Origin of the sequence: Streptomyces sp. NPDC046887 (assembly GCF_040644755.1) — a bacterium.
GTDB classification, from domain to species: domain Bacteria; phylum Actinomycetota; class Actinomycetes; order Streptomycetales; family Streptomycetaceae; genus Streptomyces; species Streptomyces lichenis.
In genome coordinates, this window is the sequence record NZ_JBEYXH010000012.1 from 1 (window position 1) to 23,038 (window position 23,038).

Sequence of the window (23,038 nt, forward strand, 5' to 3'; positions counted from 1 at the left end):
GCATCTCCCCTTGCCCATGCGTGTCTAGAGACGCGTCTACGGCTGGGGCGTATGATGTTCCACGAGTCCCGGGCCCGGCCCTTTGCCGTGTGTGCGTGGGGGCGGGAGAGATACGGGGAAGGGGCCCGGCGCCGGGGTGGCGGCCGGGCCCCTTCGGGGTGCCGGGGGTGGCTACGCCTTGCGGAGGCGGAAGGTGAGGGAGAGGCCCTCGTCGGTGAACGGGGTGCCGAACTCCGCCTCGCCCTCCGCGTAGTCGGTGGCCAGCACCTCGTCCGCGATCAGGCCCGCGTGGTCGGTGAGGGCCGCGGTGACCTCCGGGTCGGTGGAGGACCAGCGCAGCGCGATCCGGTCGGCCACGTCCAGGCCGCTGTTCTTGCGGGCCTCCTGGATGAGGCGGATCGCGTCCCGGGCCAGGCCGGCGCGGCGCAGCTCCGGGGTGATCTCCAGGTCCAGGGCGACCGTGGCGCCCGCGTCGGACGCCACCGACCAGCCCTCGCGCGGGGTCTCGGTGATGATCACCTCGTCCGGGGCGAGGGTGATGGTCTCGCCGTTCACCTCCAGCGTGGCCGTGCCGTCCCGAAGGGCGAGGGAGAGCGCTGCGGCGTCGGCGGCGGCGACCGCCTTGGCCACGTCCTGGACGCCCTTGCCGAACCGCTTGCCCAGCGCGCGGAAGTTGGCCTTGGCGGTGGTGTCCACCAGTGAGCCGCCCACCTCGGAGAGCGCGGCCAGCGAGGAGACGTTCAGCTCCTCGGTGATCTGCTCGCGCAGCTCGGTGGAGAGCGCCTCGAACCCGGCGGCGCCGACCAGCGCGCGGGACAGCGGTTGGCGGGTCTTCACCCCGGACTCGGCCCGGGTGGCCCGGCCCAGCTCCACGAGCCGGCGCACCAGCGCCATCCGGGTCGAGAGCGCGGGGTCGATCGCGGCGGGGTCCGCCTCCGGCCAGGTGGCCAGGTGGACCGACTCGGGCGCGCCCGGGGTGACCGGGACGACCAGGTCCTGCCAGACCCGCTCGGTGATGAACGGGGTCAGCGGCGCCATCAGCCGGGTGACCGTCTCGATTACCTCGTGCAGGGTGCGCAGCGCGGCCTTGTCGCCCTGCCAGAAGCGGCGACGGGAGCGGCGTACGTACCAGTTGGACAGGTCGTCGACGAACGCGGAGAGCAGCTTGCCGGCCCGCTGGGTGTCGTACGCCTCCATCGCGGAGGTCACCTGGTCGGTCAGCGCGTGCAGCTCGGACAGCAGCCAGCGGTCCAGCACCGAGCGCTCGGCGGGCGCCGGGTCGGCCTCGCTCGGCGCCCAGCCCGAGGTGCGGGCGTACAGGGCCTGGAAGGCGACCGTGTTCCAGTAGGTCAGCAGCGTCTTGCGGACGACCTCCTGGATGGTGCCGTGGCCGACCCGGCGGGCCGCCCAGGGGGAGCCGCCGGCCGCCATGAACCAGCGCACCGCGTCGGCGCCGTGCTGGTCCATGAGCGGGATCGGCTGGAGGATGTTGCCCAGGTGCTTGGACATCTTGCGGCCGTCCTCGGCGAGGATGTGGCCGAGGCAGACCACGTTCTCGTACGAGGACTTGTCGAAGACCAGGGTGCCGACGGCCATCAGCGTGTAGAACCAGCCGCGGGTCTGGTCGATGGCCTCGGAGATGAACTGCGCCGGGTAACGGGACTCGAACAGCTCCTTGTTCTTGTACGGGTAGCCGTACTGCGCGAACGGCATGGAGCCGGAGTCGTACCAGGCGTCGATCACCTCGGGGACCCGGGTGGCGGTGGCGCCGCAGTCCGGGCAGTCGAAGACGACCTCGTCGATGAACGGGCGGTGCGGGTCCAGGCCGGACTGGTCGGTGCCGGTCAGCTCGGACAGCTCGGCGAGCGAGCCGACGCAGGTGAGGTGGTCCTCCGCGCAGCGCCAGATCGGCAGCGGGGTGCCCCAGTAGCGGTTGCGGGAGAGCGCCCAGTCGATGTTGTTGTTCAGCCAGTCGCCGAAGCGGCCGTGCTTGACGGAGTCCGGGAACCAGTTGGTGTTCTCGTTCTCCTCAAGGAGGCGGTCCTTGACCGCGGTGGTGCGGATGTACCAGGACGGCTGCGCGTAGTAGAGCAGCGCGGTGTGGCAGCGCCAGCAGTGCGGATAGCTGTGCTCGTACGGCACATGCCGGAACAGCAGGCCGCGCTCGTCCAGGTCCTTGGTCAGCGCCTCGTCGGCCTTCTTGAAGAAGACGCCGCCGACCAGCGGCACGTCCTCCTCGAAGGTGCCGTCGGGGCGGACCGGGTTGACCACCGGCAGCCCGTAGGAGCGGCAGACCACCAGGTCGTCGGCGCCGAACGCGGGGGACTGGTGGACCAGACCGGTGCCGTCCTCGGTGGTGACGTACTCGGCGTTGACCACATAGTGCGCGGGCGCGTCGAAGGGGACCAGCTCGAAGGGGCGCTGATAGGTCCAGCGCTCCATCTCGGCGCCGGTGAAGCTCTCCCCGGTCGTCTCCCACCCTTCGCCGAGCGCCTTCTCCAGCAGCGGCTCGGCGACGACCAGCTTCTCGGTGCCGTCGGTGGCCACCACGTACCGCACCCCGGGGTGCGCGGCGACGGCGGTGTTGGAGACCAGCGTCCACGGGGTGGTCGTCCACACCAGCAGCGCGGCCTGGCCGGCCAGTGGGCCGGAGGTGAGCGGGAAGCGGACGAAGACCGAGGGGTCGACGACCGTCTCGTACCCCTGCGCCAGCTCGTGGTCGGACAGCCCGGTGCCGCAGCGCGGGCACCAGGGGGCGACCCGGTGGTCCTGGACCAGCAGGTCCTTCTTGAAGATCTGCTTCAGCGACCACCAGACCGACTGGACGTACTCCGGATCCATGGTCCGGTAGGCGTCGTCCAGGTCGACCCAGTACCCCATGCGGGTGGTCAGCTCGGCGAAGGCGTCGGTGTGCCGGGTCACCGACTCGCGGCACTTGGCGTTGAACTCGGCGATGCCGTACGCCTCGATGTCCCCCTTGCCGGAGAAGCCGAGCTCCTTCTCCACGGCCAGCTCCACCGGCAGCCCGTGGCAGTCCCAGCCGGCCTTGCGGGCCACGTGGTAGCCGCGCATGGTGCGGAAGCGCGGGAAGACGTCCTTGAAGACACGGGCCTCGATGTGGTGGGCGCCGGGCATGCCGTTGGCGGTCGGCGGGCCCTCGTAGAACACCCACTCCGGGCGGCCCTCGGACTGCTCCAGGCTCTTGGTGAACACCTTCTGCTCGCGCCAGAAGTCGAGCACGGCGTGCTCCAGGGCGGGCAGGTCTACCTGGGCTGGCACCTGGCGGTACTGCGACATCGATTCCTCCGGCGGACTGCGAACGTCTCCGTCCGGAGGGACGAGAGCGCCGATGCTGCAACGGCTCCCGCGGTACCACCCTCCTTGGCGGCACGCGCACGGCGTACCGCCCCCTCATTGGGGTCGCGATGCCGGTTCTACGGCCGGGGCTCCCGCACGGGGCGGCTGGGGGCCCGGCTTTCTTCCGGCGGCTCCGGGGTGATGCTTCACGCCGCGCTCGCCTCCGGGCTCGCACCGTCCCCGGCTCGCTCATGGCTGCGTACGACGCTACTCGGCCCCATCGTCGCCTTTCGCTGGGCCCAGTGTACGGGGCGGGGGTCGGCCCGGCCGACCGGATAACCGCCGGATTACCGGCGGGGGAGCTGGGCACAACGGAGGCAAGCCGTCCCCCGGGCGTACCGAGGTATCGGGCCGGGGTGTCGGAAACGGGCGGCGTGCCCCGTTGCCGCGGGGCCTGAGTCGATTTATCGTCCCAGCACGATTCGCGAGCAAGATCACAATATGTGAAGGGGCCGCGAGATGGTGGCGAAGGACGCTGGGGCGACGAGGGCCGGAGCGAAGAAGACCGCGGGGAAGACGGCCGGGGCGAAGAAGGCCACGTCCCAGGGGGCGGAGAAGGCTCCGGTGGCGGCGGCCGCTTCGGACCAGGGTGCCGCCGGGACGGTGCCGGGCGCCCCGGTCGGCAGCGCCCCGGCGGAACGGGCCGCGGTGCGGACCACCGCGAGGAAGAAGGCCGCCGCCGGGAAGGCCCCTGCCGGGAAGGTTGCCGCGAAGAAGGCCTCCGCTGGGAAGGCTCCCGTCGGGGAGGGCGCTGGGGGGAAGGCCTCTGCTGGGAAGGCTCCTGCCGGGGAGGGCGCTGGGGAGAAGGCCTCTGCTCGGAAGGCTCCCGCCAAGAAGGGCGCCGCGAAGAAGGGCAGTGCGAAGAAGGGGCCTGCCAAGAAGGCCGCCGGCAGGAAGGGCACGGCTGGGGAGGCGGGCGCCGAGGAAGCACCCGTCGGTCAGCGGGAGGCCGGGGAGGCGGCGGGCAAGAAGGCCCCGGCCCGGAAGGGTGCCACGAAGAAGGCCACGGGCGGGAAGGCGACCGGTTCCGCTGCCGGGGTGGCGGAGGAAGCCGCCGTGGGGGCCGGGAGGCGGAAGGCCGGGGCCCGGAAGGCGTCGGAGAGCTTGGCGGAGAGGGCGGAGCCTGACCGGGCCGCGGCCGAGGCGGCCGCGGATCGGGCCGCCGCCGAGGCGTCGCCCGAGCTGGCCGTGGAGCGGCAGCCGGGTGGGCCGGGTGGGCGCAAGGCGCGGCACGGCGCCGCCGCCGGTACGGCGGCCGAGCGCGCCGCGCCCCGCGGGAAGGCGGGCGCGGCCCACGGCGAGGCGGGCGCACCCGAGGGGCGTACGGCGGCGGCCGGGGCCGCGGCGGGCGAAGGCGACACGGCCCGGGGCCGTAGGGCCAAGGACAAGGGTGGGAGAGCCGCGGCCGGGAGGGCGGCGGTGGGGGAGCGGAAGAGGACGGGTGCGGCCGGATCGGCCGTGGCCGAGGGGGCCGGTGAGGCCGTGGATCAGACAGGAGCCAGGACTGTGGCAGCGAAGAAGACCGTCGATGTGACCGCGGCGTCCGGCGCCTCGGCCGTGCCCACCGCGCGCGGCGGGGTGGCCGACACCGCGCCCGAGCAGCTCGCCGTACGGCCCGGGGAGGACCCCTGGACCGCGGAGGAGGTGGCCGAGGCCCAGGCCGAGCTGGAGGGCGAGGTGGCCCGGATCCACGCCGAGCTGACCGCCTCCGAGACCGCGCTGACCGGGCTGATGCGGGACTCCGGGGACGGCGCCGGGCACGACGAGGCGGACACCGGCACCAAGAACATCACCCGGGAGCACGAGATGGCGCTCGCCGCCAACGCCCGGGCCACCCTGGAGCAGACCGAGCACGCCCTCCAGCGGCTGGACGCCGGCACCTACGGGCTGTGCGAGGTCTGCGGCAAGCCCATCGGCAAGGCCAGAATGCAGGCCTTCCCCCGGGCCACTCTCTGCGTGGAGGACAAGCAGAAGCAGGAGAGGCGCGGCTGACCCCGGGCGCCCGCACAGCCGTGCCGTACCCTCGTGCACAGTCAGGCACCTAGGTTGAGGGACTCACGTGGCAGAGGCGGAGCGCGTCATCGGTACCCCGGACACGGACGACGAGGCCGCGGCGCCCGCCGAACGGCCCCAGGGCAGGCGGCGGGTGTTCGCGCTGTTCACCGTCGCGCTCGTCGCCTACCTGCTGGACCTCGGCAGCAAGATGCTGGTGGTCGCCCGGCTGGAGCACCGGGAGCCGATCCAGATCGTCGGTGACTGGCTGCGCTTCGTGGCGGTACGCAACCCGGGCGCCGCCTTCGGCATCGGCGAGGCGTTCACGGTGATCTTCACCGTGATCGCGGCCACCGTCATCGTGGTGATCATCCGCCTCGCCCGCAAGCTCTACAGCCTGCCGTGGGCGATCGCGCTCGGCCTGCTGCTCGGTGGCGCGCTCGGCAACCTCACCGACCGGATCTTCCGCGCGCCGGGCGTCTTCAAGGGCGCGGTGGTCGACTTCATCGCGCCCGCCCACTTCGCGGTCTTCAACCTCGCCGACTCGGCGATCGTCTGCGGCGGCTTCCTGATCGTGATCCTCTCCTTCCGCGGCCTGGACCCGGACGGGACCGTCCACAAGGACTGACCGCCGGTACGGCCGCCGGGACGGGCGTGTCGGCTGGACAAGGCATACTCGACGGGTGAGCACGCTTCCCGAGATCCGTACGCTGCCCGTTCCCGATGGTCTGGAGGGCGAGCGCGTCGACGCCGCCATCGCCCGGATGTTCGGCTTCTCCCGGACCAAGGCCGCCGAGCTGGCCGCCGCCGGGAAGGTGCTGGTCGACGGCTCGGTGGTGGGCAAGTCGGAGCGGGTCAGCGGCGGGGCCTGGCTGGAGGTCGAGATGCCCGGCGCGCCCGCCCCGGTGCAGATCGTCGCCGAGCCCGTCGAGGGCATGGAGATCGTCCACGACGACGACGACATCGTGGTGATCGTCAAGCCGGTCGGGGTCGCCGCCCACCCCAGCCCCGGCTGGACCGGCACCACCGTGATCGGCGGGCTGGCCGCCGCCGGGTACCGGATCTCCACCTCCGGCGCCGCCGAGCGCCAGGGCATCGTGCACCGGCTGGACGTGGGCACCTCCGGGCTGATGGTGGTCGCCAAGTCCGAGCGGGCGTACACCCTGCTGAAGCAGCAGTTCCGGGAGCGCACGGTCGACAAGCGCTACCACGCGCTGGTGCAGGGCCACCCGGACCCGCTGAGCGGCACCATCGACGCGCCGATCGGCCGCCACCCCCAGCACGACTACAAGTGGGCGGTCACCGCCGACGGCAAGCCCTCGGTGACCCACTACGACCTCATCGAGGCGTACCGGGCGGCCTCGCTGCTCGACATCAAGCTGGAGACCGGCCGCACCCACCAGATCCGGGTGCATATGTCCGCCCACCGCCACCCCTGCGTCGGCGACCTCACCTACGGCGCCGACCCGACGCTGGCCAAGCGGCTGCGGCTCACCCGCCAGTGGCTGCACGCGGTCCGGCTGGGCTTCGAGCACCCCTCGGACGGCAGCTGGGTGGAGTTCGAGAGCACCTACCCGGCCGATCTGCGGTCCGCCCTGGACATCATCGCGGCGGAGAGCGCGTGAGCGCCTTCCTGGTACGGGAGGCGGTGACCGAGGAGGACCGCCGGGCCGCCTTCGCGGTGCGCCGCGAGGTGTTCGTCGGTGAGCAGGGCGTACCGGAGGAGATCGAGTACGACGCGCTGGACGCCACCGCGGTGCATGTGGTCGCCGTCGGGCCGGACGGGACGCCGCTGGGCGCCGGGCGGCTGCTGCACGGGGCGGACGCCATGGACCGTACCGGTGGCGCGGAGGGCGTCGGCTCGCTGGGCCGGCTCGCGGTCACCAAGGCGGCCCGCGGCCTCGGCCTGGGCGCCGCGCTGGTGCGGGCCGTCGAGGAGGCGGCCCGGGCACGCGGGCTGACCGCGGTCGACCTGCACGCCCAGACCCACGCGCTCGGCTTCTACCTGCGGCTGGGGTACCAGGCGTACGGCGAGGAGTACCTGGAGGCGGGCATCCCGCACCAGGCCATGCGCCGCCCGCTCTGAGGCCGGGGACGAGTCCGCTCCGAGGAGGCGGGAGACGCCGCCCGCTCTGACGCCGGACCGTCTTCCCCTTCCCGCCCCTCGTGCCCCGGTGCCGATCCGCGCGTCCCTCATGGCAGGGTTGAGGCGCTGATCATCATCCCGGGACGGACGACCGGGACGTACGACCGGAGGGGCGCACCGTGGACCAGCTGGCGCTGCTGCTCGCACTGCTGCTCGGGGCGGTGCTGACCGTCCCGCTGGGGGAGCGGCTGGGGCTGCCCGCCCCGGTGCTGATGACGCTCGTCGGCGTCGTCCTCGCCCTGGTGCCGGTGGTGCCCAATGTGGACATCCCGCCCGACTACATCCTGCCGCTGGTGCTGCCGCCGCTGCTGTACGCGGCCGTGCAGCGCACCTCCTGGCGGCAGTTCGCCGCCAACAAGCGGCCCATCTTCCTGCTCGCCGTCGCCCTGGTCTTCGTCACCACCGGCGCCGTCGCCGCGGTCGCGCACGCGCTGGTCCCGGCGCTGCCGCTGGCCGCCGCCTGTGTGCTGGGCGCACTGGTCGCCCCGCCGGACCCGGTCGCCGCCACCGCTGTCGCCGGCTCGCTGGGGCTGCCGCGCCGGCTGGTCTCGATCCTGGAGGGCGAGGGGCTGTTCAACGACGTCACCGCGATCGTGCTCTACCACGTGGCGATCGGCGCGGTGGTGGGCGGCACCTTCTCCTGGGGCGCCGCGGTCGGGGAACTGGCGCTCTCCGCGCTGGTCGCCGTCGCGGTCGGGCTGGCCCTCGGCTGGCTCACCGACAAGCTGCTCGGCCGGCTCGGCGACGCCACCCTGCAGACCGGGCTGACCCTCCTCGTCCCCTTCACCGCCTATGTGCTGGCCGAGGAGCTGCTGGGCTCCGGGGTGCTGGCGGTGCTGGTCACCGCGATGTTCCTGGCCGAGCGGTCGGTGGACGCCGACGACGTGATGGGGCGGCTCGCCGGGCGGACCTTTTGGGAGATCGTCGACACCCTGGTCACCGGGATCGCCTTCGGGCTGATCGGGCTGGAGCTGCACAACGTCTTCGGCACCGCCGAGGAGCGGGTGGGGTCGATGCTCGGCTGGGGCGCCGCGATCGTCGCCTGCGTGGTCGGCGTACGGCTGCTGTGGCTGCTGCCCGCCACCTGGCTGGCCAAGCGGCTGCACCAGCGCCGGGACGTGGACGAGGAGATCCCCACCACCTGGCGGGAGACCGTGGTGATGTGGTGGGCCGGGATGCGCGGGGTGGCCTCGGTCGCGCTGGCGCTCGCCATCCCGCTCCAGACCGACGACGGCAAGCCGTTCCCCGGGCGCGACGAGATCGTCTTCATCGCCTTCTGCGTGATCCTGGCCACCCTGGTCGTCCAGGGCCTCACCCTGCCCTGGCTGGTCCGCCGGCTCGGGGTGAGGGCCGACACCGACGCCGAGCGCCGCTGCGAGCACGACCTGGCGGTACGGGCGTTCAAGGCGGCCAAGCGCCGGCTGAAGGAGATCCAGGAGGTGGAGGAGCTGCCCGAGGAGTTCCAGGAGCGGCTCCAGCGCCTCGCCTTCGACGTGGGCGCCCGGATCAGCCCGGACATCGTGGACGAGGAGCGCCGCTCGGCGTACGCGGACCGGGCCAAGCGGTTCAAGACCATGCAGCGCCTCCAGCGGGAGCTGATGTCGGCCGCCCGCCACGAGGTGCTGGCCGCCCGCAGCGAACCGGGCGCCGACCCGGAGGTGGTGGACCGGGTGCTGCGCCAACTCGACGTACGCAGCATGCGGTAGGGCGGACGGCCGCCCCTTGAAGCGGTGGTGGTACGCCGAAGGCCGGGGCGGTGCCGTCCGCCCCGGCCTTCCGCCGTCCGTACGCCGTGATCAGCCGCGACCGGTGCGCGGCGCCTCCTCGGGGACCGGGCTGCCGTCCACCAGCGGGTACTCGTCGGCGTTGTTGCTGTGCACCTCCGAGGGGCGCGGCTGGCGGCCGTTCAGCCGGGCCCGCTCCGGCCACTGCCCGTCCGGCGGCAGCTCGGCCGCCGAGGTGGCGACCCGCGGCAGCGCGTACGGGTGCTTCTCGCACAGCCAGCCGATCAGCTGCTCGCGCACCACGCAGCGGGCGGTCCAGATGTCATCGGCGTCCTTGGCGGTCACCACCACCCGTACCTGGATGGTGCTCGGCGTGGTGTCCGTCACGGCCAGCGACCAGTCCCGGCCGTCCCAGGCCGAGCAGTTGCCCAGGATCTCCTTGGTCTTCTCGCGCATCAGGCTGATCGGCGCGGAGTGGTCCAGGTGGAAGAAGACGGTGCCGGTCATCTGCACCCCGCCGCGCGACCAGTTCTCGAACGGCTTGCTGGTGAAGTACGACACCGGCATGGTGATCCGCCGCTCGTCCCAGGTGCGCACCGCCAGGAAGGTCAGCGTGACCTCCTCGACCACGCCCCACTCACCGTCCACCACCACGGTGTCGCCGATGCGGACCATGTCGCCGAAGGCGATCTGGAAGCCCGCGAACAGGTTGCCCAGCGTGGACTGGGCGGCCACACCGGCGACGATGCCGATGATGCCCGCCGACGCCAGCACCGAGGTGCCGATCGCCTTGAACTGCGGGAACGTCAGCAGCATCGCCGCGGCGGCGACCACCGCGACCACCGCCGTGACGATCCGCATGATCAGCGTCACCTGGGTGCGCACCCGGCGCACCCGCGCCCGGTCGTGCGAGATGGTGGCGTACCGGGCGTAGCTGGACTCCGTTATCGCCGAGGCGATCCGGATCACCAGCCAGGCGCAGGCGCCGATCATCACCAGCGACAGCACCTGTCCGATGCCGGCCTCGTGGTCCTCGATGATCTGCCACTTGGTCTGCCGGTACGAGCCGCGCAGCGCCCCGGTCAGCAGCACCACCTGGAGCGGCAGCCGGCAGCGGCGCAGCAGCCCCCACAGGGGTGTCTCGGGGTGGCGGGCGTCGGCTCGGCGCAGCGTGACGTCGACGACATAGCCGACGAGCAGCGTGAGCACGATCGCTCCGCCCACGACGATCAAGGGGCGCAGTGCGTTCTCCATGACTCCGAATCCATTGGGATCGACTGGCAGGATGACCGGATGGACATCCTTCTCTTCCACTCGGCTCTCGGTCCGCGCCCGGCCGTGGACGCCGCGGCGCAGCGCCTGCGCGCCGCCGGGCACCACGTGCGCGTGCCCGACCTCTACGGCGGTCAAACGGCCGGCACCCTGGAGGAGGGCCTGGCGGTGAAGGACGCGATCGGCCGCGACGAGCTGCTGCGCCGGGCCGTACTGGCGGCCGCCCCGTACGCCGACAGGGGCCTGGTCTACGCCGGTTTCTCGCTCGGCGCCTCGGTGGCGCAGACCCTCGCCCTGGGCGACGAGAAGGCCCGCGGACTGCTGCTCCTGCACGGCACCTCGGACATCGCGCCGAACGCCTCGGTGGACGGGCTGCCCGTCCAACTGCACGTCGCGGAGCCGGATCCGTACGAGTCGGACGACTGGCTGACGTCCTGGTATCTGACGATGGGCCGGATCGGCGCGGACGCCGAGGTGCACCGCTACCGGGGCGCCGGGCACCTCTACACCGACCCCGGTCTCCCGGACTACGACGAGGAGGCCGCCGAGCGCACCTGGCGCATCGCGCTCGGCTTCCTGGACAGCCTCTGAGCGCGCTGAGCGCGGCCGGTTGTGAGAAAGGTCATGGGGCCGCGGGATCCCCGGCTCAGTCCCGGAAGCAGCGGCCGCTGACCCCGGCTCCGGACGCCAGGCACTGGTAGCCGAAGTCCGTCGGGTCACCGCTCACATAGCGGCCCATGCACTCCTCGCGGACCAGCCCCTGCGCCCGGCACCACGCCACCGCCTGACGCCCGTCGGTGAACCCCTTGGCGTAGAACACCCAGAAGCCCGGGCGCAGCGAGGCGTACCCGTCGCTGTCCAGGTACTCCTTCTCCCGCACCCCCTTGTCGTCCAGAGCGCGGGCCATCCGGTCCCTGGCCTCGGTGCCCGCCGACTTGCCCACCGTGCCCAGCTGGGCGATCCAGGCCCCCGCGGCCAGGTCCGGGTTGGTCTCCGGGGCGGCGGAGGAGGCGGAGGCGGTCGGGGTCGCGGGGGCGGTGGCGGTCGGGGTCGCGGGGGCGCCCCGGCCGTCGTCCCCCGGGGTGCCGTCCCGCAGCGCGTACACGGTGACGGCCGCGGTGGCCACGGCCACCGCGACGGCGGTGACCGCGAGGGCGGCCCACCGCCCGGTCCGGCGGCGGGCGCGGCGGTGCGGGACCGGAGCGGGCGTGCCCGGCCCCCGGGGCGGCGGCACGGAGGAGGACGGGCCCGGCAGTGGGTCGGGGGCGGGGGCGGCCCGCAGGGTCGGCGCCCTCCGGTCCACCGCCGCGGGCCCCGAACCGTCCGCCTCCGCCTCGGCCTCGGCCCGGGCCAGCATCGCGTCCAGCGTCTCCGCGTCCGGGCGGGCCGCCGGATCCCGTACCAGCAGCGCGGCCAGCACCGGGGCGAGCGGCCCGGAGCGCACCGGCGGGGGCACCGGCTCGTCCAGCACCGCGGCCAGGGTGGCCAACGCGGTCACCCGGCGCAGCGGACTGACGCCCTCCACACACAGGTACAGCACCAGTCCCAGCGACCACAGATCGGCCGCCGGCCCGTCCCCCCGCGCCCGCACCCGCTCGGGAGCCATGAACTCCGGGGAGCCCACCAGCTCCCCGGTGGCCGTCAGCGAGGTCGCCCCCGGCAGCGCGGCGATGCCGAAATCGGTCAGCACCGCGGAACCGTCGGTCCGCAGCAGTACGTTGGCGGGCTTGACGTCGCGGTGCCGGATGCCCACCGCGTGCGCGGCCCGCAGCGCCGACAGCAGCTGCCGGCCGACGCGCGCCGTCTCGGCCGGGCCCATCGGCCCGGCCGAGATCCGGTCCTGAAGCGAGGTGTTCGGCAGCAGCTCCATCACGATCCACGGGTGCGGACCCTGGTCCACCACATGGTGGACCGTCACCACGTGCGGATGGCTGATCCGGGCCAGCGCCCGCGCCTCGCGCAGCACCCGCTCCCGTACCGCCGGGTCCGCGTCCGCCCCGTAGCGGACCTCCTTCAGCGCCACCTCGCGCTGGAGCACGGTGTCGCGCGCCCGCCACACCGTGCCCATGCCGCCGCTGCCCAGCCGCTCCACCAGCGTGAATCGGCCGTCCACCACATCCCCCGGCGCACTCATGGCGCACAGAGTAGAGGACCGTGCACGGCCGTTCAGGAGCCCGTCACCGTACCGGGGCGTACACCCGCTCGACCTTCTGCGTCCCGTTCAGCGTGCGGTACGAGCGCAGCCAGGACGAGGTGGCGTCCGGGCGGGCCTTGTCGGAGACCGCGTAGTAGTCCATCTGCGTCCGCTCGGCCGTCACATCCAGCACCCCGTAGCCGTGCCGGTCCAGATCCACCCACCGCACATGGCGGTTGGCGGCCCGCAGCGCGGTCGCGGCGGCCACCGACACCGTGCCCGCCGGCACCCGCAGCAGGTCGTCCAGGTTGTCCGAGGACACCGAGGTCACCACGAACTCGGTGGCCGCCGACCGGGACAGCGGATAGGTCGCCGCCGTCACCGGCACGTCGTTCGCCCAGGCCATATGGATGTCCCCGGTCAGGAACACGGTGTTGCGGATGGCCCGCCCGGTCAGATGCGCCAGCAGCTCCCGGCGGTCGTCGGTGTAGCCGTCCCACTGGTCGGTGTTGACCGCCAGCCCGCCCTTCGGCAGCCCCAGCAGCTCCGCGAGCGGCGTCAGCAGATGCGCCGGCAGCGAGCCGAACGCCACCGGGGAGATCATCACCGAGGTGCCCACCAGCTGCCACACCGCGTCCGAGGACGCCAGCCCCGCCTTCAGCCAGTCCAGTTGGGCCCGCCCGGTGACCGTCCGCTCCGGGTCGTCCACCTCCCCGCTGCCCACCGAGACCTGCTGGGAGCGGAAGGAGCGCAGGTCCAGCAGATGCAGATCGGCCAGACCGCCGAACCGCAGCCGCCGGTAGACCGTCCCCTCGGTCGAGGTGCGCACCGGCATCCACTCGAAGTACGCCCGCTTCGCCGCCGCGACCCGCGCCGCCCAGTCGCCCTCCGCGCCCGGGGTGTGGTTCTCCGCCCCGCCGGTCCAGGCGTCGTTGGCGAACTCGTGGTCGTCCCAGATCGCCACCACCGGATGCGCCGCGTGCAGGGCCTGGAGGTCCGGGTCCGTCTTGTACGTGGCGTGCCGCAGCCGGTAGTCGGCCAGCGTGGTGATCTCGTGCGCCGGGAGGTGCGGCCGCACGGTGTACTTGGCCGCCGGGTACGCTCCGGACGCGTACTCGTACACGTAGTCGCCCAGGTGCAGCACCGCGTCCAGGTCCGGGCGGGCGGCGAGATGGCGGTACGCGGAGAAGTAGCCGGACTCCCAGTTGGCGCAGGACACCACCCCGAACCGCACCCCTCGCGCGGTCACCCCGGTGGCGGGCGCGGTGCGGGTGCGGCCGGTCGCGGAGACGGTCCCACCGGCGGTGAACCGGTAGTGGTACGCGGTCGCCGGGGCCAGCCCGCGGACGTCCGCCTTCACGGTGTGGTCGCCGGCCGCGGTGGCGGTCACCGCGCCCCGGGCCGTGATCCGGGTGAACCCGGCGTCCTCGGCGACCTCCCACCCGACCTCGGTGTCCGGGCCCGCGCCCGAACCGGGTATGGCGTCGGGCACCGGGGTCACCCGGGTCCAGAGCAGCACCCCGTCGGGCAGCGGATCACCGGAGGCGACACCATGGACGAAGGCGGGGCCCGGCGCGGCGGGCACGGCGGCGGCGTGTGCGGCCGCGGGGCCCGCCAGAGCGGGCGTGGCGACGGCGGTGGCGGCCGCGGCCATCACGACCGTGCGGCGGCTGGGGGAAACGGAAAGTTCACGACTGGTCACGGACGATCAGATTACTGATCGGTAAGGCCGATGGCAGGTAGTTCGGATGAAGAACCGCCGTCGTTTGACCGTCAATTGACCGAGGCGGGGGCCGGTGGTGGGTGGGGTGGGGCGCAGGGGGCGGGGTGGCGCTCGTGGTCCGGGCGCCACCCCGACGGGCTCAGGCCTTCAGCGCCTTGTCGATCGCGGTCTTGAACTCCTCGGCCGTCAGCGGGGCGTTCTTGCTGTTCGCGGCCGTCACCGGCTTGCCGTCCATCTTCAGCGTCGGCGTGCCCTCGACATCGCTCTTGGAGAACACCGCGGACATCTTCAGCGCCCAGGCGTCGAAGGTGCCGTCCTCCACGTTCTTCTTGAACGCCGCGTTGCCCTTCAGCGCCGGCACCGAGTCGGCGACCTTCAGCAGGTAGTCGTCCTTGGCGAACGCGTCCTCGGACTCCTGCGGGTGGTACTGGGCCGAGTACAGCGCGCTCTTGTACGCCAGGAACGCCTCCGGGCTCACATCCAGCGCCGAGCCCAGCGCGCTCAGCGCGTTCTTCGAGCCCTGGCCGACGGAACCGACCTTCTCCTTGGCGATGTTGTCGCCGTCCAGGAAGGTCGCGCCGATGTACCGCAGCTTGTACTTGCCGGCCGCGACATCCTCGTCGATCGTCTTGCCGACCTGCTGCTCGAACGTCGCACAGACCGGGCAGCGCGAGTCCTCGTACACCTCCAGGGTCTTCTTCGCGGACGCCTTGCCCACGACGACCGTGGTGCCGTCCGGGCCCGAGGTGTTCTTCGGCTTCTTCACGTCCTTGGCGTCCATCGCCGCCTCCCAGTGGGACGGCTTGTTCATCTGCACCACGGCGTAGCTGATGCCGCCGGCCAGCGCCAGCACACCGACCACCGACAGGGCGACCGTCACCTGCCGGCGGACCTTCGCCTTCTTCGCCTCGCGCTCGCGCTCCTCGCGCAGCCGCTCGCGGGCGGCGGCCTTGTTGGCCTTGCTGTTCCGTGCACTCATGGGTCTTCTCCGTACGGGTGGGAAAGGGTGGACGTTCGTCGCTCAGGCGGTGAGGCCCGGGCACGGCGGTCCACGCCGTCCGACGGAGTGCACCAGCAGCCGGCCGCGGCCGGCCTTCGGGGACGCGGAGGTGGGGCGCGGCCGGGGCGGCGCCGTGCGGCGGGGGGCCGGGGCCGCGACCACCCTCGGCAGGCGGAACGCCAGCGCCGCGACCGTGCGGGCCAGCCCGGCCAGCGCGCTCTCGCCCCGGCGCAGGTAGCAGGCCGCGGCGAGGCCCACCGCGATGTGCACGGCGAGCAGCAGCAGCGGGAGGGTGGGGCTGGGGTCGCCCAGGGCCTCCGGGGCGGCCCCGGTCCCGGCGACCCCGGGCAGCGCCGCGCCCACCGGGCCACCGCCGCACAGCACGTCCACGCCGACGGCCCGCAGCGAACCGGCCACGGGGCCGCCGGAGGGGCCGTAGCAGACGTGCTGGCCGGTGGTGAAGACGGTGTCCGCGGCGAGCTCCAGCGGGACGAGCAGCCCGGCGATGGACCAGAACCCGCGCTCCCGCCCGGCCAGCGCGTACGCGGCCGCGAACACGGCGGCGGCGACGGCGGCGAGGCTGCCCAGGGGCAGCGGGACGCGGGACAGCAGTACGTGGGAGGCCGCGGACAGTGTCACGGTCAACGCCGTGAAGACCGCCGCGCGCACCCCCCTGAGCCGGGTCCCGGATATGCCGTTCGCGTCCATCGCGGGAACGAGTGTGCCATGCGGCGGGGTAAGCGGTGGCTAAGTTCCGGCAGGCGGCTACGACAGCCCCGGCACGCGCCCGTTGCGGAAGAGGTCGACGAAGATCTGGTGGTCGGCCCGGGCGCGCGCCCCGTAGGTGTGGGCGAAGTCGACCAGCAGCTCCGGGAAGCCCGCCTCGTCCGCGGAGATCGCCGCGTCGATGGCGCGCTCCGTGGAGAACGGCACCAGGGAGTGCCCGCTCTCGTCGTCCGCCGCCGCGTGCATCGCGGCCACCGCGCGGCCCAGGTCCGCGACGACCGCCGCGATCTCCTCGGTGTCGTCGATGTCGGACCAGTCCAGGTCCACCGCGTACGGCGAGACCTCGGCGACCAGCTGGCCCGCGCCGTCCAGCTCGGTCCAGCCGAGCCAGGGGTCGGCGTGGGCCTGGAGGGCGCGCTGGGAGATCACCGTGCGGTGGCCCTCGTGGCGGAAGTAGCCGCGGACCGCCGGGTCGGTGAGGTGGCGGGAGACGGCCGGGGTCTGGCCCTGCTTCATGTAGATGACGACGTCGTTCTCCAGGGCGTCGCTGTTGCCTTCGAGGAGGATGTTGTACGAGGGCAGGCCCGCCGAGCCGATGCCGATGCCCCGGCGGCCGACCACGTCCTTGACCCGGTAGGTGTCGGGGCGGGCCCGGCTCGCCTCGGGCAGGGTCTCCAGATACGCCCCGAACGCGTCCAGCACCTTGTAGCGGGTGGCCGCGTCCAGGTCGATGGTGCCGCCGCCCGGCGTGAAGCGGCGTTCGAAGTCGCGTACCTCGGTCATGGAGTCCAGCAGCCCGAACCGGGTCAGCGCCCGGGCGACCCGCAGCGCGGCGAGCAGGGGGCCGTCGGCGGTGTCCAGGGTGAAGGGCTGGGCCTCGTCGCTGCGGGTGCCGGTGGCGAGCGCGTGGATCCGCTCGCGGTAGGCCGCGGCGAAGATCCGGACCAGCTCGGTGATCTGCTGGTCACCGAGGGCCTTGGCGTAGCCGATCAGGGCCAGGGAGGCGGCCAGCCGCTTGACGTCCCAGGTGAAGGGGCCGACGTAGGCCTCGTCGAAGTCGTTGACGTTGAAGACCAGGCGGCCGTTGGCGTCCAGGTAGGTGCCGAAGTTCTCGGCGTGCAGATCGCCGTGGATCCAGACCCGGGAGGTCCGCTCGTCGAGGAAGGGGCCGCCGTGCTGCTCCCGCTCCAGGTCGGCGTAGAACAGGCAGGCCGAGCCCCGGTAGAAGGCGAACGCGGAGCCGGCCATCTTGCGGAACTTGACCCGGAAGGCGGCCGGGTCGGCGGCCAGGAGCTCGCCGAAGGCGGTGCCGAAGACGGAGAGGATCTGCTCGCCGCGTTCCTCGGCGGCGGGCTGGGGGACCGGCATGGCGGGGTGCCTCCTGGGGTGCGGGGTGTTTCCGGTGGGCGGGCCGCGAGGGGGTGGCCGCCACAGCGTGACCGTACTCCCGGGTGCGGGGTGGCTGTCGGCGGGGCGGTCTAGAGTTGAGGGCTGCCCCCCTCGTCCTCGACCCCGGAAGGCCCCACCGTGTCGAAGCCGCCGTTCACGCACCTGCACGTCCACACCCAGTACTCGCTGCTGGACGGTGCCGCGCGGCTGAAGGACATGTTCAACGCGTGCAACGAGATGGGCATGACCCATATCGCCATGTCCGACCACGGCAACCTGCACGGGGCGTACGACTTCTTCCACACCGCGAAGAAGGCCGGGGTCACGCCGATCATCGGGATCGAGGCGTACGTCGCGCCGGAGTCGCGGCGCAACAAGCGCAAGATCCAGTGGGGGCAGCCGCACCAGAAGCGGGACGACGTGTCCGGTTCGGGTGGTTATACGCATAAGACGATCTGGGCGGCGAACGCCACCGGGCTGCACAACATCTTCCGGCTCTCCTCGGACGCGTACAAGGAGGGCTGGCTGCAGAAGTGGCCCCGGATGGACAAGGAGACCATCTCCCAGTGGTCGGAGGGGCTGATCGCCTCCACCGGCTGCCCGTCCGGCGAGCTGCAGACCAGGCTGCGGCTGGGGCAGTTCGACGAGGCGCTGAAGTCGGCCTCCGAGTACCAGGACATCTTCGGCAAGGACCGGTACTTCCTGGAGCTGATGGACCACGGCATCGAGATCGAGCGCCGGGTCCGCGACGGGCTGCTGGAGATCGGCAAGAAGCTCGGCATCCCGCCGCTGGTGACGAACGACTCGCACTACACCTACGCCCACGAGGCGACGGCGCACGACGCCCTGCTGTGCATCCAGACCGGCAAGAACCTCTCCGACCCGGACCGCTTCAGGTTCGACGGCACGGGCTACTACCTGAAGTCCACGGACGAGATGTACGCCATCGACTCCTCGGACGCCTGGCAGCAGGGCTGCGCCAACACCCTGCTGGTGGCCGAGCAGGTCGACACCGAGGGCATGTTCGTCGAGCGCAACCTGATGCCGCGCTTCGACATCCCCGAGGGGTACACGGAGGTCTCCTGGTTCCGCGAGGAGACCCTGCGCGGGATGGAGCGCCGCTACGAGGGGAACATCCCGGAGGACCGGCTCAGGCAGGTCGAGTACGAGATGGACACCATCATCTCGATGGGCTTCCCCGGCTACTTCCTGGTGGTCGCCGACTTCATCATGTGGGCCAAGAACCAGGGCATCGCGGTGGGCCCGGGCCGCGGCTCGGCGGCCGGCTCGATCGTCGCGTACGCGCTGGGGATCACCGACCTCGACCCGCTCACCCACGGACTGATCTTCGAGCGGTTCCTCAACCCCGAGCGCATCTCCATGCCCGACGTCGACATCGACTTCGACGAGCGCCGGCGCGTGGAGGTCATCCGGTACGTGACGGAGAAGTACGGCGCCGACAAGGTCGCCATGATCGGCACCTACGGCACCATCAAGGCGAAGAACGCGATCAAGGACTCGGCGCGGGTGCTCGGCTACCCGTACGCCATGGGCGACCGGATCACCAAGGCGATGCCCGCCGACGTCCTCGGCAAGGGCATCCCGCTCTCCGGCATCCTCGACTCCTCGCACCCCCGGTACTCGGAGGCCGGCGAGGTGCGCGGGATGTACGAGAACGAGCCGGACGTGAAGAAGGTCATCGACACCGCGCGCGGGGTGGAGGGCCTGGTCCGGCAGATGGGCGTGCACGCCGCCGGCGTGATCATGTCCAGCGAGACCATCACCGACCACGTCCCGGTCTGGGTGCGGCACACCGACGGCGTCACCATCACGCAGTGGGACTACCCGAGCTGCGAGTCGCTCGGCCTGCTGAAGATGGACTTCCTCGGGCTGCGCAACCTCACGATCATGGACGACGCCGTCAAGATGGTGAAGGCCAACAAGGGCGTCGACATCGACCTCCTGAGCCTGCCGCTGGACGACCCCAAGACCTTCGAACTGCTCCAGCGCGGCGACACCCTCGGCGTCTTCCAGTTCGACGGCGGGCCCATGCGCTCCCTGCTGCGGCTGATGAAGCCCGACAACTTCGAGGACATCTCCGCCGTCTCGGCCCTGTACCGGCCGGGCCCGATGGGCATGAACTCGCACACCAACTACGCGCTGCGCAAGAACGGCCAGCAGGAGATCACCCCGATCCACCCGGCCCTGGAGGAGCCCCTCAAGGAGGTCCTGGACGTCACCTACGGCCTGATCGTCTACCAGGAGCAGGTGCAGAAGGCCGCCCAGATCATCGCCGGGTACTCGCTCGGCGAGGCCGACATCCTGCGGCGGGTGATGGGCAAGAAGAAGCCCGAGGAGCTGGCGAAGAACTTCGTCCTGTTCCAGGAGGGCGCCCGGAAGAAGGGGTACACCGACGAGGCGATCCAGGCCCTGTGGGACGTGCTGGTGCCGTTCGCCGGCTACGCGTTCAACAAGGCCCACTCCGCCGCGTACGGACTGGTCTCCTACTGGACCGCGTATCTGAAGGCGAACTACCCGGCCGAGTACATGGCGGGGCTGCTGACCTCGGTCAAGGACGACAAGGACAAGTCGGCCGTCTATCTGAACGAGTGCCGGCGTATGGGCATCAAGGTGCTGCCGCCGGACGTCAACGAGTCCGAGTCCAACTTCGCCGCCCAGGGCGACGACGTGATCCTCTTCGGGCTCACCGCGGTGCGCAACGTCGGCACCAACGTGGTCGAGTCGATCATCCGCTGCCGGAAGGCCAAGGGGAAGTACGCCACCTTCCCGGACTTCCTGGACAAGGTCGAGGTGGTGGTCTGCAACAAGCGGACCATCGAGTCGCTGATCAAGGCCGGCGGCTTCGACACCATGGGCCACACCCGCAAGTCCCTGGTCGCCCACCACGAAGGCATGATCGACAACGTGGTGGCGGTCAAGCGCAAGGAGGCCGAGGGGCAGTTCGACCTCTTCGGCGGCATGGGCGAGGCGGCCGCCGGGGACGAGCCGGGCTTCGGGCTGGACGTCGAGTTCTCGGATGTGGAGTGGGACAAGACGTATCTGCTCGCCCAGGAGCGCGAGATGCTCGGCCTCTACGTCTCCGACCACCCGCTCTTCGGGCTGGAGCATGTGCTCTCCGACAAGGCGGACGCCGGTATCCAGCAGCTCACCGGAGGCGAGCACTCCGACGGCGCGGTGGTCACCATCGGCGGCATCATCTCCGGGCTGCAACGCAAGATGACCAAGCAGGGCAACGCCTGGGCCATCGCCACCGTCGAGGACCTGGCCGGCTCCATCGAGTGCATGTTCTTCCCCGCCACCTACCAGCTGGTCTCCACCCAGCTCGTCGAGGACACCGTCGTGTTCGTGAAGGGGCGGCTGGACAAGCGGGAGGACGTGCCCCGGCTGGTCGCCATGGAGCTGATGGTCCCCGACCTGTCCTCGGCCGGGACCAACGCCCCGGTGGTGCTCACCATCCCCACCGTGAAGGTCACCCCGCCGATGATCAGCCGCCTCGGCGAGATCCTCACCCACCACCGGGGCAACACCGAGGTGCGGATCAAGCTCCAGGGGCCCCGCTCCACCACGGTCCTCCGGCTCGACCGGCACCGGGTCCAGCCCGACCCGGCCCTCTTCGGCGACCTGAAGGTGCTGCTCGGCCCGTCCTGCCTGGCCGGCTGAGTCCTGTCGGGCCAGTCGTACGCGGCTCTGTTCCGGTGGTACGCGGCTGCGCTTCGGTGGTACGCGGAAGGGGCGCGCCCGTCGTCACGGGAGCGCCCCTTCCGGCGTCGGCACGGCGGCCGGCTGTGCGATCAGTTGTGACCGAAGCGCTTCTGCCGGCCCTTGTGGGCCACATCGGCGGACGTCATCTGCGAGACGCGCTGCTCGGCGCGCTCCTCCATGGACGAGGCCTTCGCGGCCTGCTGCCCGCGCTCGGCCGCCGAGGACGTGGACTTGCCGCGGTTCTGCTTCCGGTCCTTGGCCATGATGGTGCCTCCTGGGGGACTGCGGGGGTCAGGGCCGCCCTCAGCCTCACATACACGTAAATCCGCCGCATATTGGATCATTGCGGACAGTGAGCGGGGGGTGTGGTGAGGGTGCGCCGCGCCCCGGGGACGGGCGCCCCTCCGCCGCCTCCCGGGACTTTCCGCCGATCCGACGCGCCGATGATCCAGTTCCGGCCGTCAACCCCCGGCCAGTCGGGCAGACTCGAAGGAAACCCGAAGCAACTCCCGATCCCGAGGTTCCCGAAAGAGGGTGGAACACGTGGACCGCTGCGTCGTTCTGGTGGACGCCGGCTATCTGCTGGGCGCCGCCGCCAGCCTTCTCGCCGGGGAACCGGCCCGCTCACGGATCACTGTCGACCATGCCGCCCTCATTCGCGGCCTGCGCGAACGCGCCGAGATCGACACCCAGCAACCCCTGCTGCGGATCTACTGGTTCGACGGCGCCCCCGACCGCGTACCGCAGCCCGAACACCGGCGGCTGCGCGTGATGCCCCGGGTCACCGTCCGCCTCGGCGCACTGACCCGCAGCGACGGGCGCTGGGCGCAGAAGGGCGTCGACGCGGCGATGCACGCCGAACTCACCGAACTCGCCCGCAACCGCGCCTGCTCCGACATCGTGCTGGTCACCGGCGACGGCGACCTGCTGCCCGGGCTGATGTCCGCCAAGGAACACGGCGTCGCCGTCCACCTGTGGGCCGTACAGGCCGCCGACGGCGACTACAACCAGTCCGAGGACCTGGTCGCCGAGGCCGACGAGCGGCGCGTCCTGGACCGGGCCTGGATCACCCGAGCCGTACGCGCCAAGGACCTCACCGGAGTCTGCGCCCCCGCTCCCGCCCCGCGCCCCGAGATCGCCGCCATCCTCTCCGCGCCGCTGCCCGAGTCGGCGCTCGCCGCCTCCGCCTCCGCTTCCGCCGAACGGGCCGCCGCCGAGCGCGCCGCCGCCGAACGGGCCGCCACCGCCACCCCCGACCAGGGCGCCCCCGCCCCCGCCGCGCCCGTCAACGGCGCCGCCCGCCCCGCCACCCCCGTACCACCGGGCGCGGGAGCCAAGGGCGTCCCCACCCCCAAGGACCTGGCCGCCCTGCGCGCCGGCCAGCAACACCACCCCGGCGCCGCCGCCCCGCACCCCGCGAGCGCCACCCTGCGCTGGTCCTCCGACCGCGGCTGGATCGACCGCCCGGGCGGCCCGGGCGGCGAACCGCCCGAGACCGCCTCCCTCCCCACCCTCGCCCAGCTCACCAGCGCCGAACAGCGCTGGGCCGACCGCGAGGAGGACATCACCACCGTCGGCGGCGACCCCTTCGAGGTCGGCCAGGTCTTCGCCCGCCGCTGGCTGGACCGGCTCCCCGACACCGCCCACGTCCAGACCCTCTCCGCCATGTACCCGCGCATCCCGCACCGGGTCGACGGCGAACTCCTCCGCTACGCCGCCCGCTTCGGACTGCTCGCCCACAAGGACGACCAGATCGACGAGCACGACCGGTACGCCATCCGGGCCGGGTTCTGGCGCGAGATCGACGTCCGCACCGCCGCCGGGCACACCGCGGCGGGGGAGTAGCGGACCG

16 protein-coding genes are annotated in these 23,038 nt (G+C 72.3%); 8 read left to right on the forward strand and 8 right to left on the reverse strand.

Annotated elements, in window-relative coordinates; genetic code table 11:
• Positions 1–171 precede the first annotated feature (171 nt).
• A complete protein-coding gene (gene ileS / locus ABZ945_RS14150) occupies positions 172–3,297 on the reverse strand; it encodes an isoleucine--tRNA ligase (RefSeq protein ID WP_361268168.1) in 3,126 nt (1,041 codons plus the stop codon).
• Positions 3,298–3,816: 519 nt separating this feature from the next.
• Between ileS and ABZ945_RS14155 the strand changes: the two genes are divergently transcribed.
• From ABZ945_RS14155 to ABZ945_RS14175, 5 genes are all read left to right on the forward strand, one after another.
• Positions 3,817–5,349, forward strand: a complete 1,533-nt coding sequence (locus ABZ945_RS14155) for a TraR/DksA C4-type zinc finger protein (protein ID WP_361268171.1) — start codon at positions 3,817–3,819, stop codon at positions 5,347–5,349.
• Between the two features lie 67 nt (positions 5,350–5,416).
• Positions 5,417–5,977 carry a signal peptidase II gene (gene lspA, locus ABZ945_RS14160; RefSeq protein ID WP_361268173.1) on the forward strand — a complete coding sequence of 187 codons (561 nt, stop codon included), beginning with the start codon at positions 5,417–5,419 and terminating at the stop codon, positions 5,975–5,977.
• A 55-nt stretch (positions 5,978–6,032) separates the two neighbouring features.
• On the forward strand, positions 6,033–6,974 hold the full coding sequence (locus ABZ945_RS14165; RefSeq protein WP_361268176.1) for an RluA family pseudouridine synthase: 942 nt from the start codon (positions 6,033–6,035) through the stop codon (positions 6,972–6,974).
• Positions 6,971–7,435 carry a GNAT family N-acetyltransferase gene (locus ABZ945_RS14170; RefSeq protein ID WP_361268179.1) on the forward strand — a complete coding sequence of 155 codons (465 nt, stop codon included), beginning with the start codon at positions 6,971–6,973 and terminating at the stop codon, positions 7,433–7,435. The genes ABZ945_RS14165 and ABZ945_RS14170 overlap by 4 nt, the downstream gene beginning before the upstream one ends.
• 179 nt (positions 7,436–7,614) lie before the next feature.
• Positions 7,615–9,201, forward strand: a complete 1,587-nt coding sequence (locus ABZ945_RS14175; RefSeq protein ID WP_361268182.1) for a Na+/H+ antiporter — start codon at positions 7,615–7,617, stop codon at positions 9,199–9,201.
• 90 nt (positions 9,202–9,291) lie between these two features.
• On the opposite strand, the gene ABZ945_RS14180 is transcribed toward ABZ945_RS14175, so the two are convergent.
• Entirely contained in the window at positions 9,292–10,473 is a 1,182-nt protein-coding gene (locus tag ABZ945_RS14180) for a mechanosensitive ion channel domain-containing protein (protein ID WP_361268185.1), read from the reverse strand.
• Positions 10,474–10,512: 39 nt separating this feature from the next.
• On the opposite strand from ABZ945_RS14180, the gene ABZ945_RS14185 reads away from it, so the two are divergent.
• Complete coding sequence (locus ABZ945_RS14185; protein WP_361268188.1) at positions 10,513–11,082, forward strand: dienelactone hydrolase family protein; 570 nt, start codon at positions 10,513–10,515, stop codon at positions 11,080–11,082.
• A gap of 55 nt (positions 11,083–11,137) precedes the next feature.
• Here the strand turns inward: ABZ945_RS14185 and ABZ945_RS14190 are convergent, their stop codons facing one another.
• The 5 genes from ABZ945_RS14190 to ABZ945_RS14210 all read right to left on the reverse strand — a co-directional run bounded on the left by ABZ945_RS14190 (position 11,138) and on the right by ABZ945_RS14210 (position 17,442).
• Positions 11,138–12,625: a serine/threonine-protein kinase gene (locus tag ABZ945_RS14190; protein WP_361268190.1), complete on the reverse strand. Its 1,488-nt coding sequence runs from the start codon at positions 12,623–12,625 to the stop codon at positions 11,138–11,140.
• 43 nt (positions 12,626–12,668) lie between these two features.
• On the reverse strand, positions 12,669–14,327 hold the full coding sequence (locus tag ABZ945_RS14195; protein ID WP_361268193.1) for an alkaline phosphatase D family protein: 1,659 nt from the start codon (positions 14,325–14,327) through the stop codon (positions 12,669–12,671).
• 160 nt (positions 14,328–14,487) lie between these two features.
• Positions 14,488–15,327 carry a DsbA family protein gene (locus ABZ945_RS14200; RefSeq protein ID WP_361268196.1) on the reverse strand — a complete coding sequence of 280 codons (840 nt, stop codon included), beginning with the start codon at positions 15,325–15,327 and terminating at the stop codon, positions 14,488–14,490.
• Positions 15,328–15,369: 42 nt separating this feature from the next.
• Positions 15,370–16,056: a hypothetical protein gene (locus ABZ945_RS14205; RefSeq protein ID WP_361268199.1), complete on the reverse strand. Its 687-nt coding sequence runs from the start codon at positions 16,054–16,056 to the stop codon at positions 15,370–15,372.
• A 57-nt stretch (positions 16,057–16,113) separates the two neighbouring features.
• A complete protein-coding gene (locus ABZ945_RS14210; RefSeq protein ID WP_361268201.1) occupies positions 16,114–17,442 on the reverse strand; it encodes a DUF2252 domain-containing protein in 1,329 nt (442 codons plus the stop codon).
• Positions 17,443–17,601: 159 nt separating this feature from the next.
• Here ABZ945_RS14210 and dnaE point away from each other — a divergent pair, with 159 nt between their 5' ends.
• Complete coding sequence (gene dnaE, locus ABZ945_RS14215) at positions 17,602–21,144, forward strand: DNA polymerase III subunit alpha (protein ID WP_361268204.1); 3,543 nt, start codon at positions 17,602–17,604, stop codon at positions 21,142–21,144.
• 131 nt (positions 21,145–21,275) lie between these two features.
• Here dnaE and ABZ945_RS14220 read toward each other — a convergent pair whose 3' ends face one another.
• Positions 21,276–21,449, reverse strand: coding sequence for a hypothetical protein (locus ABZ945_RS14220; RefSeq protein ID WP_361268206.1), 174 nt, complete (start codon positions 21,447–21,449; stop codon positions 21,276–21,278).
• A gap of 271 nt (positions 21,450–21,720) precedes the next feature.
• Between ABZ945_RS14220 and ABZ945_RS14225 the strand changes: the two genes are divergently transcribed.
• Positions 21,721–23,031: an NYN domain-containing protein gene (locus ABZ945_RS14225; RefSeq protein WP_361268208.1), complete on the forward strand. Its 1,311-nt coding sequence runs from the start codon at positions 21,721–21,723 to the stop codon at positions 23,029–23,031.
• The last annotated feature ends 7 nt before the right edge of the window (positions 23,032–23,038 follow it).

Coding starts and splice junctions, on each gene's coding strand:
- ileS (WP_361268168.1), bottom strand. CDS start 3,297: ATGTCGCAGTACCGCCAGGTGCCAGCCCAGGTAGACCTGCCCGCCCTG.
- ABZ945_RS14155 (WP_361268171.1), top strand. CDS start 3,817: ATGGTGGCGAAGGACGCTGGGGCGACGAGGGCCGGAGCGAAGAAGACC.
- ABZ945_RS14180 (WP_361268185.1), bottom strand. CDS start 10,473: ATGGAGAACGCACTGCGCCCCTTGATCGTCGTGGGCGGAGCGATCGTG.
- ABZ945_RS14185 (WP_361268188.1), top strand. CDS start 10,513: ATGGACATCCTTCTCTTCCACTCGGCTCTCGGTCCGCGCCCGGCCGTG.
- ABZ945_RS14190 (WP_361268190.1), bottom strand. CDS start 12,625: ATGAGTGCGCCGGGGGATGTGGTGGACGGCCGATTCACGCTGGTGGAG.
- ABZ945_RS14200 (WP_361268196.1), bottom strand. CDS start 15,327: ATGAGTGCACGGAACAGCAAGGCCAACAAGGCCGCCGCCCGCGAGCGG.
- ABZ945_RS14205 (WP_361268199.1), bottom strand. CDS start 16,056: ATGGACGCGAACGGCATATCCGGGACCCGGCTCAGGGGGGTGCGCGCG.
- ABZ945_RS14210 (WP_361268201.1), bottom strand. CDS start 17,442: ATGCCGGTCCCCCAGCCCGCCGCCGAGGAACGCGGCGAGCAGATCCTC.
- ABZ945_RS14220 (WP_361268206.1), bottom strand. CDS start 21,449: ATGGCCAAGGACCGGAAGCAGAACCGCGGCAAGTCCACGTCCTCGGCG.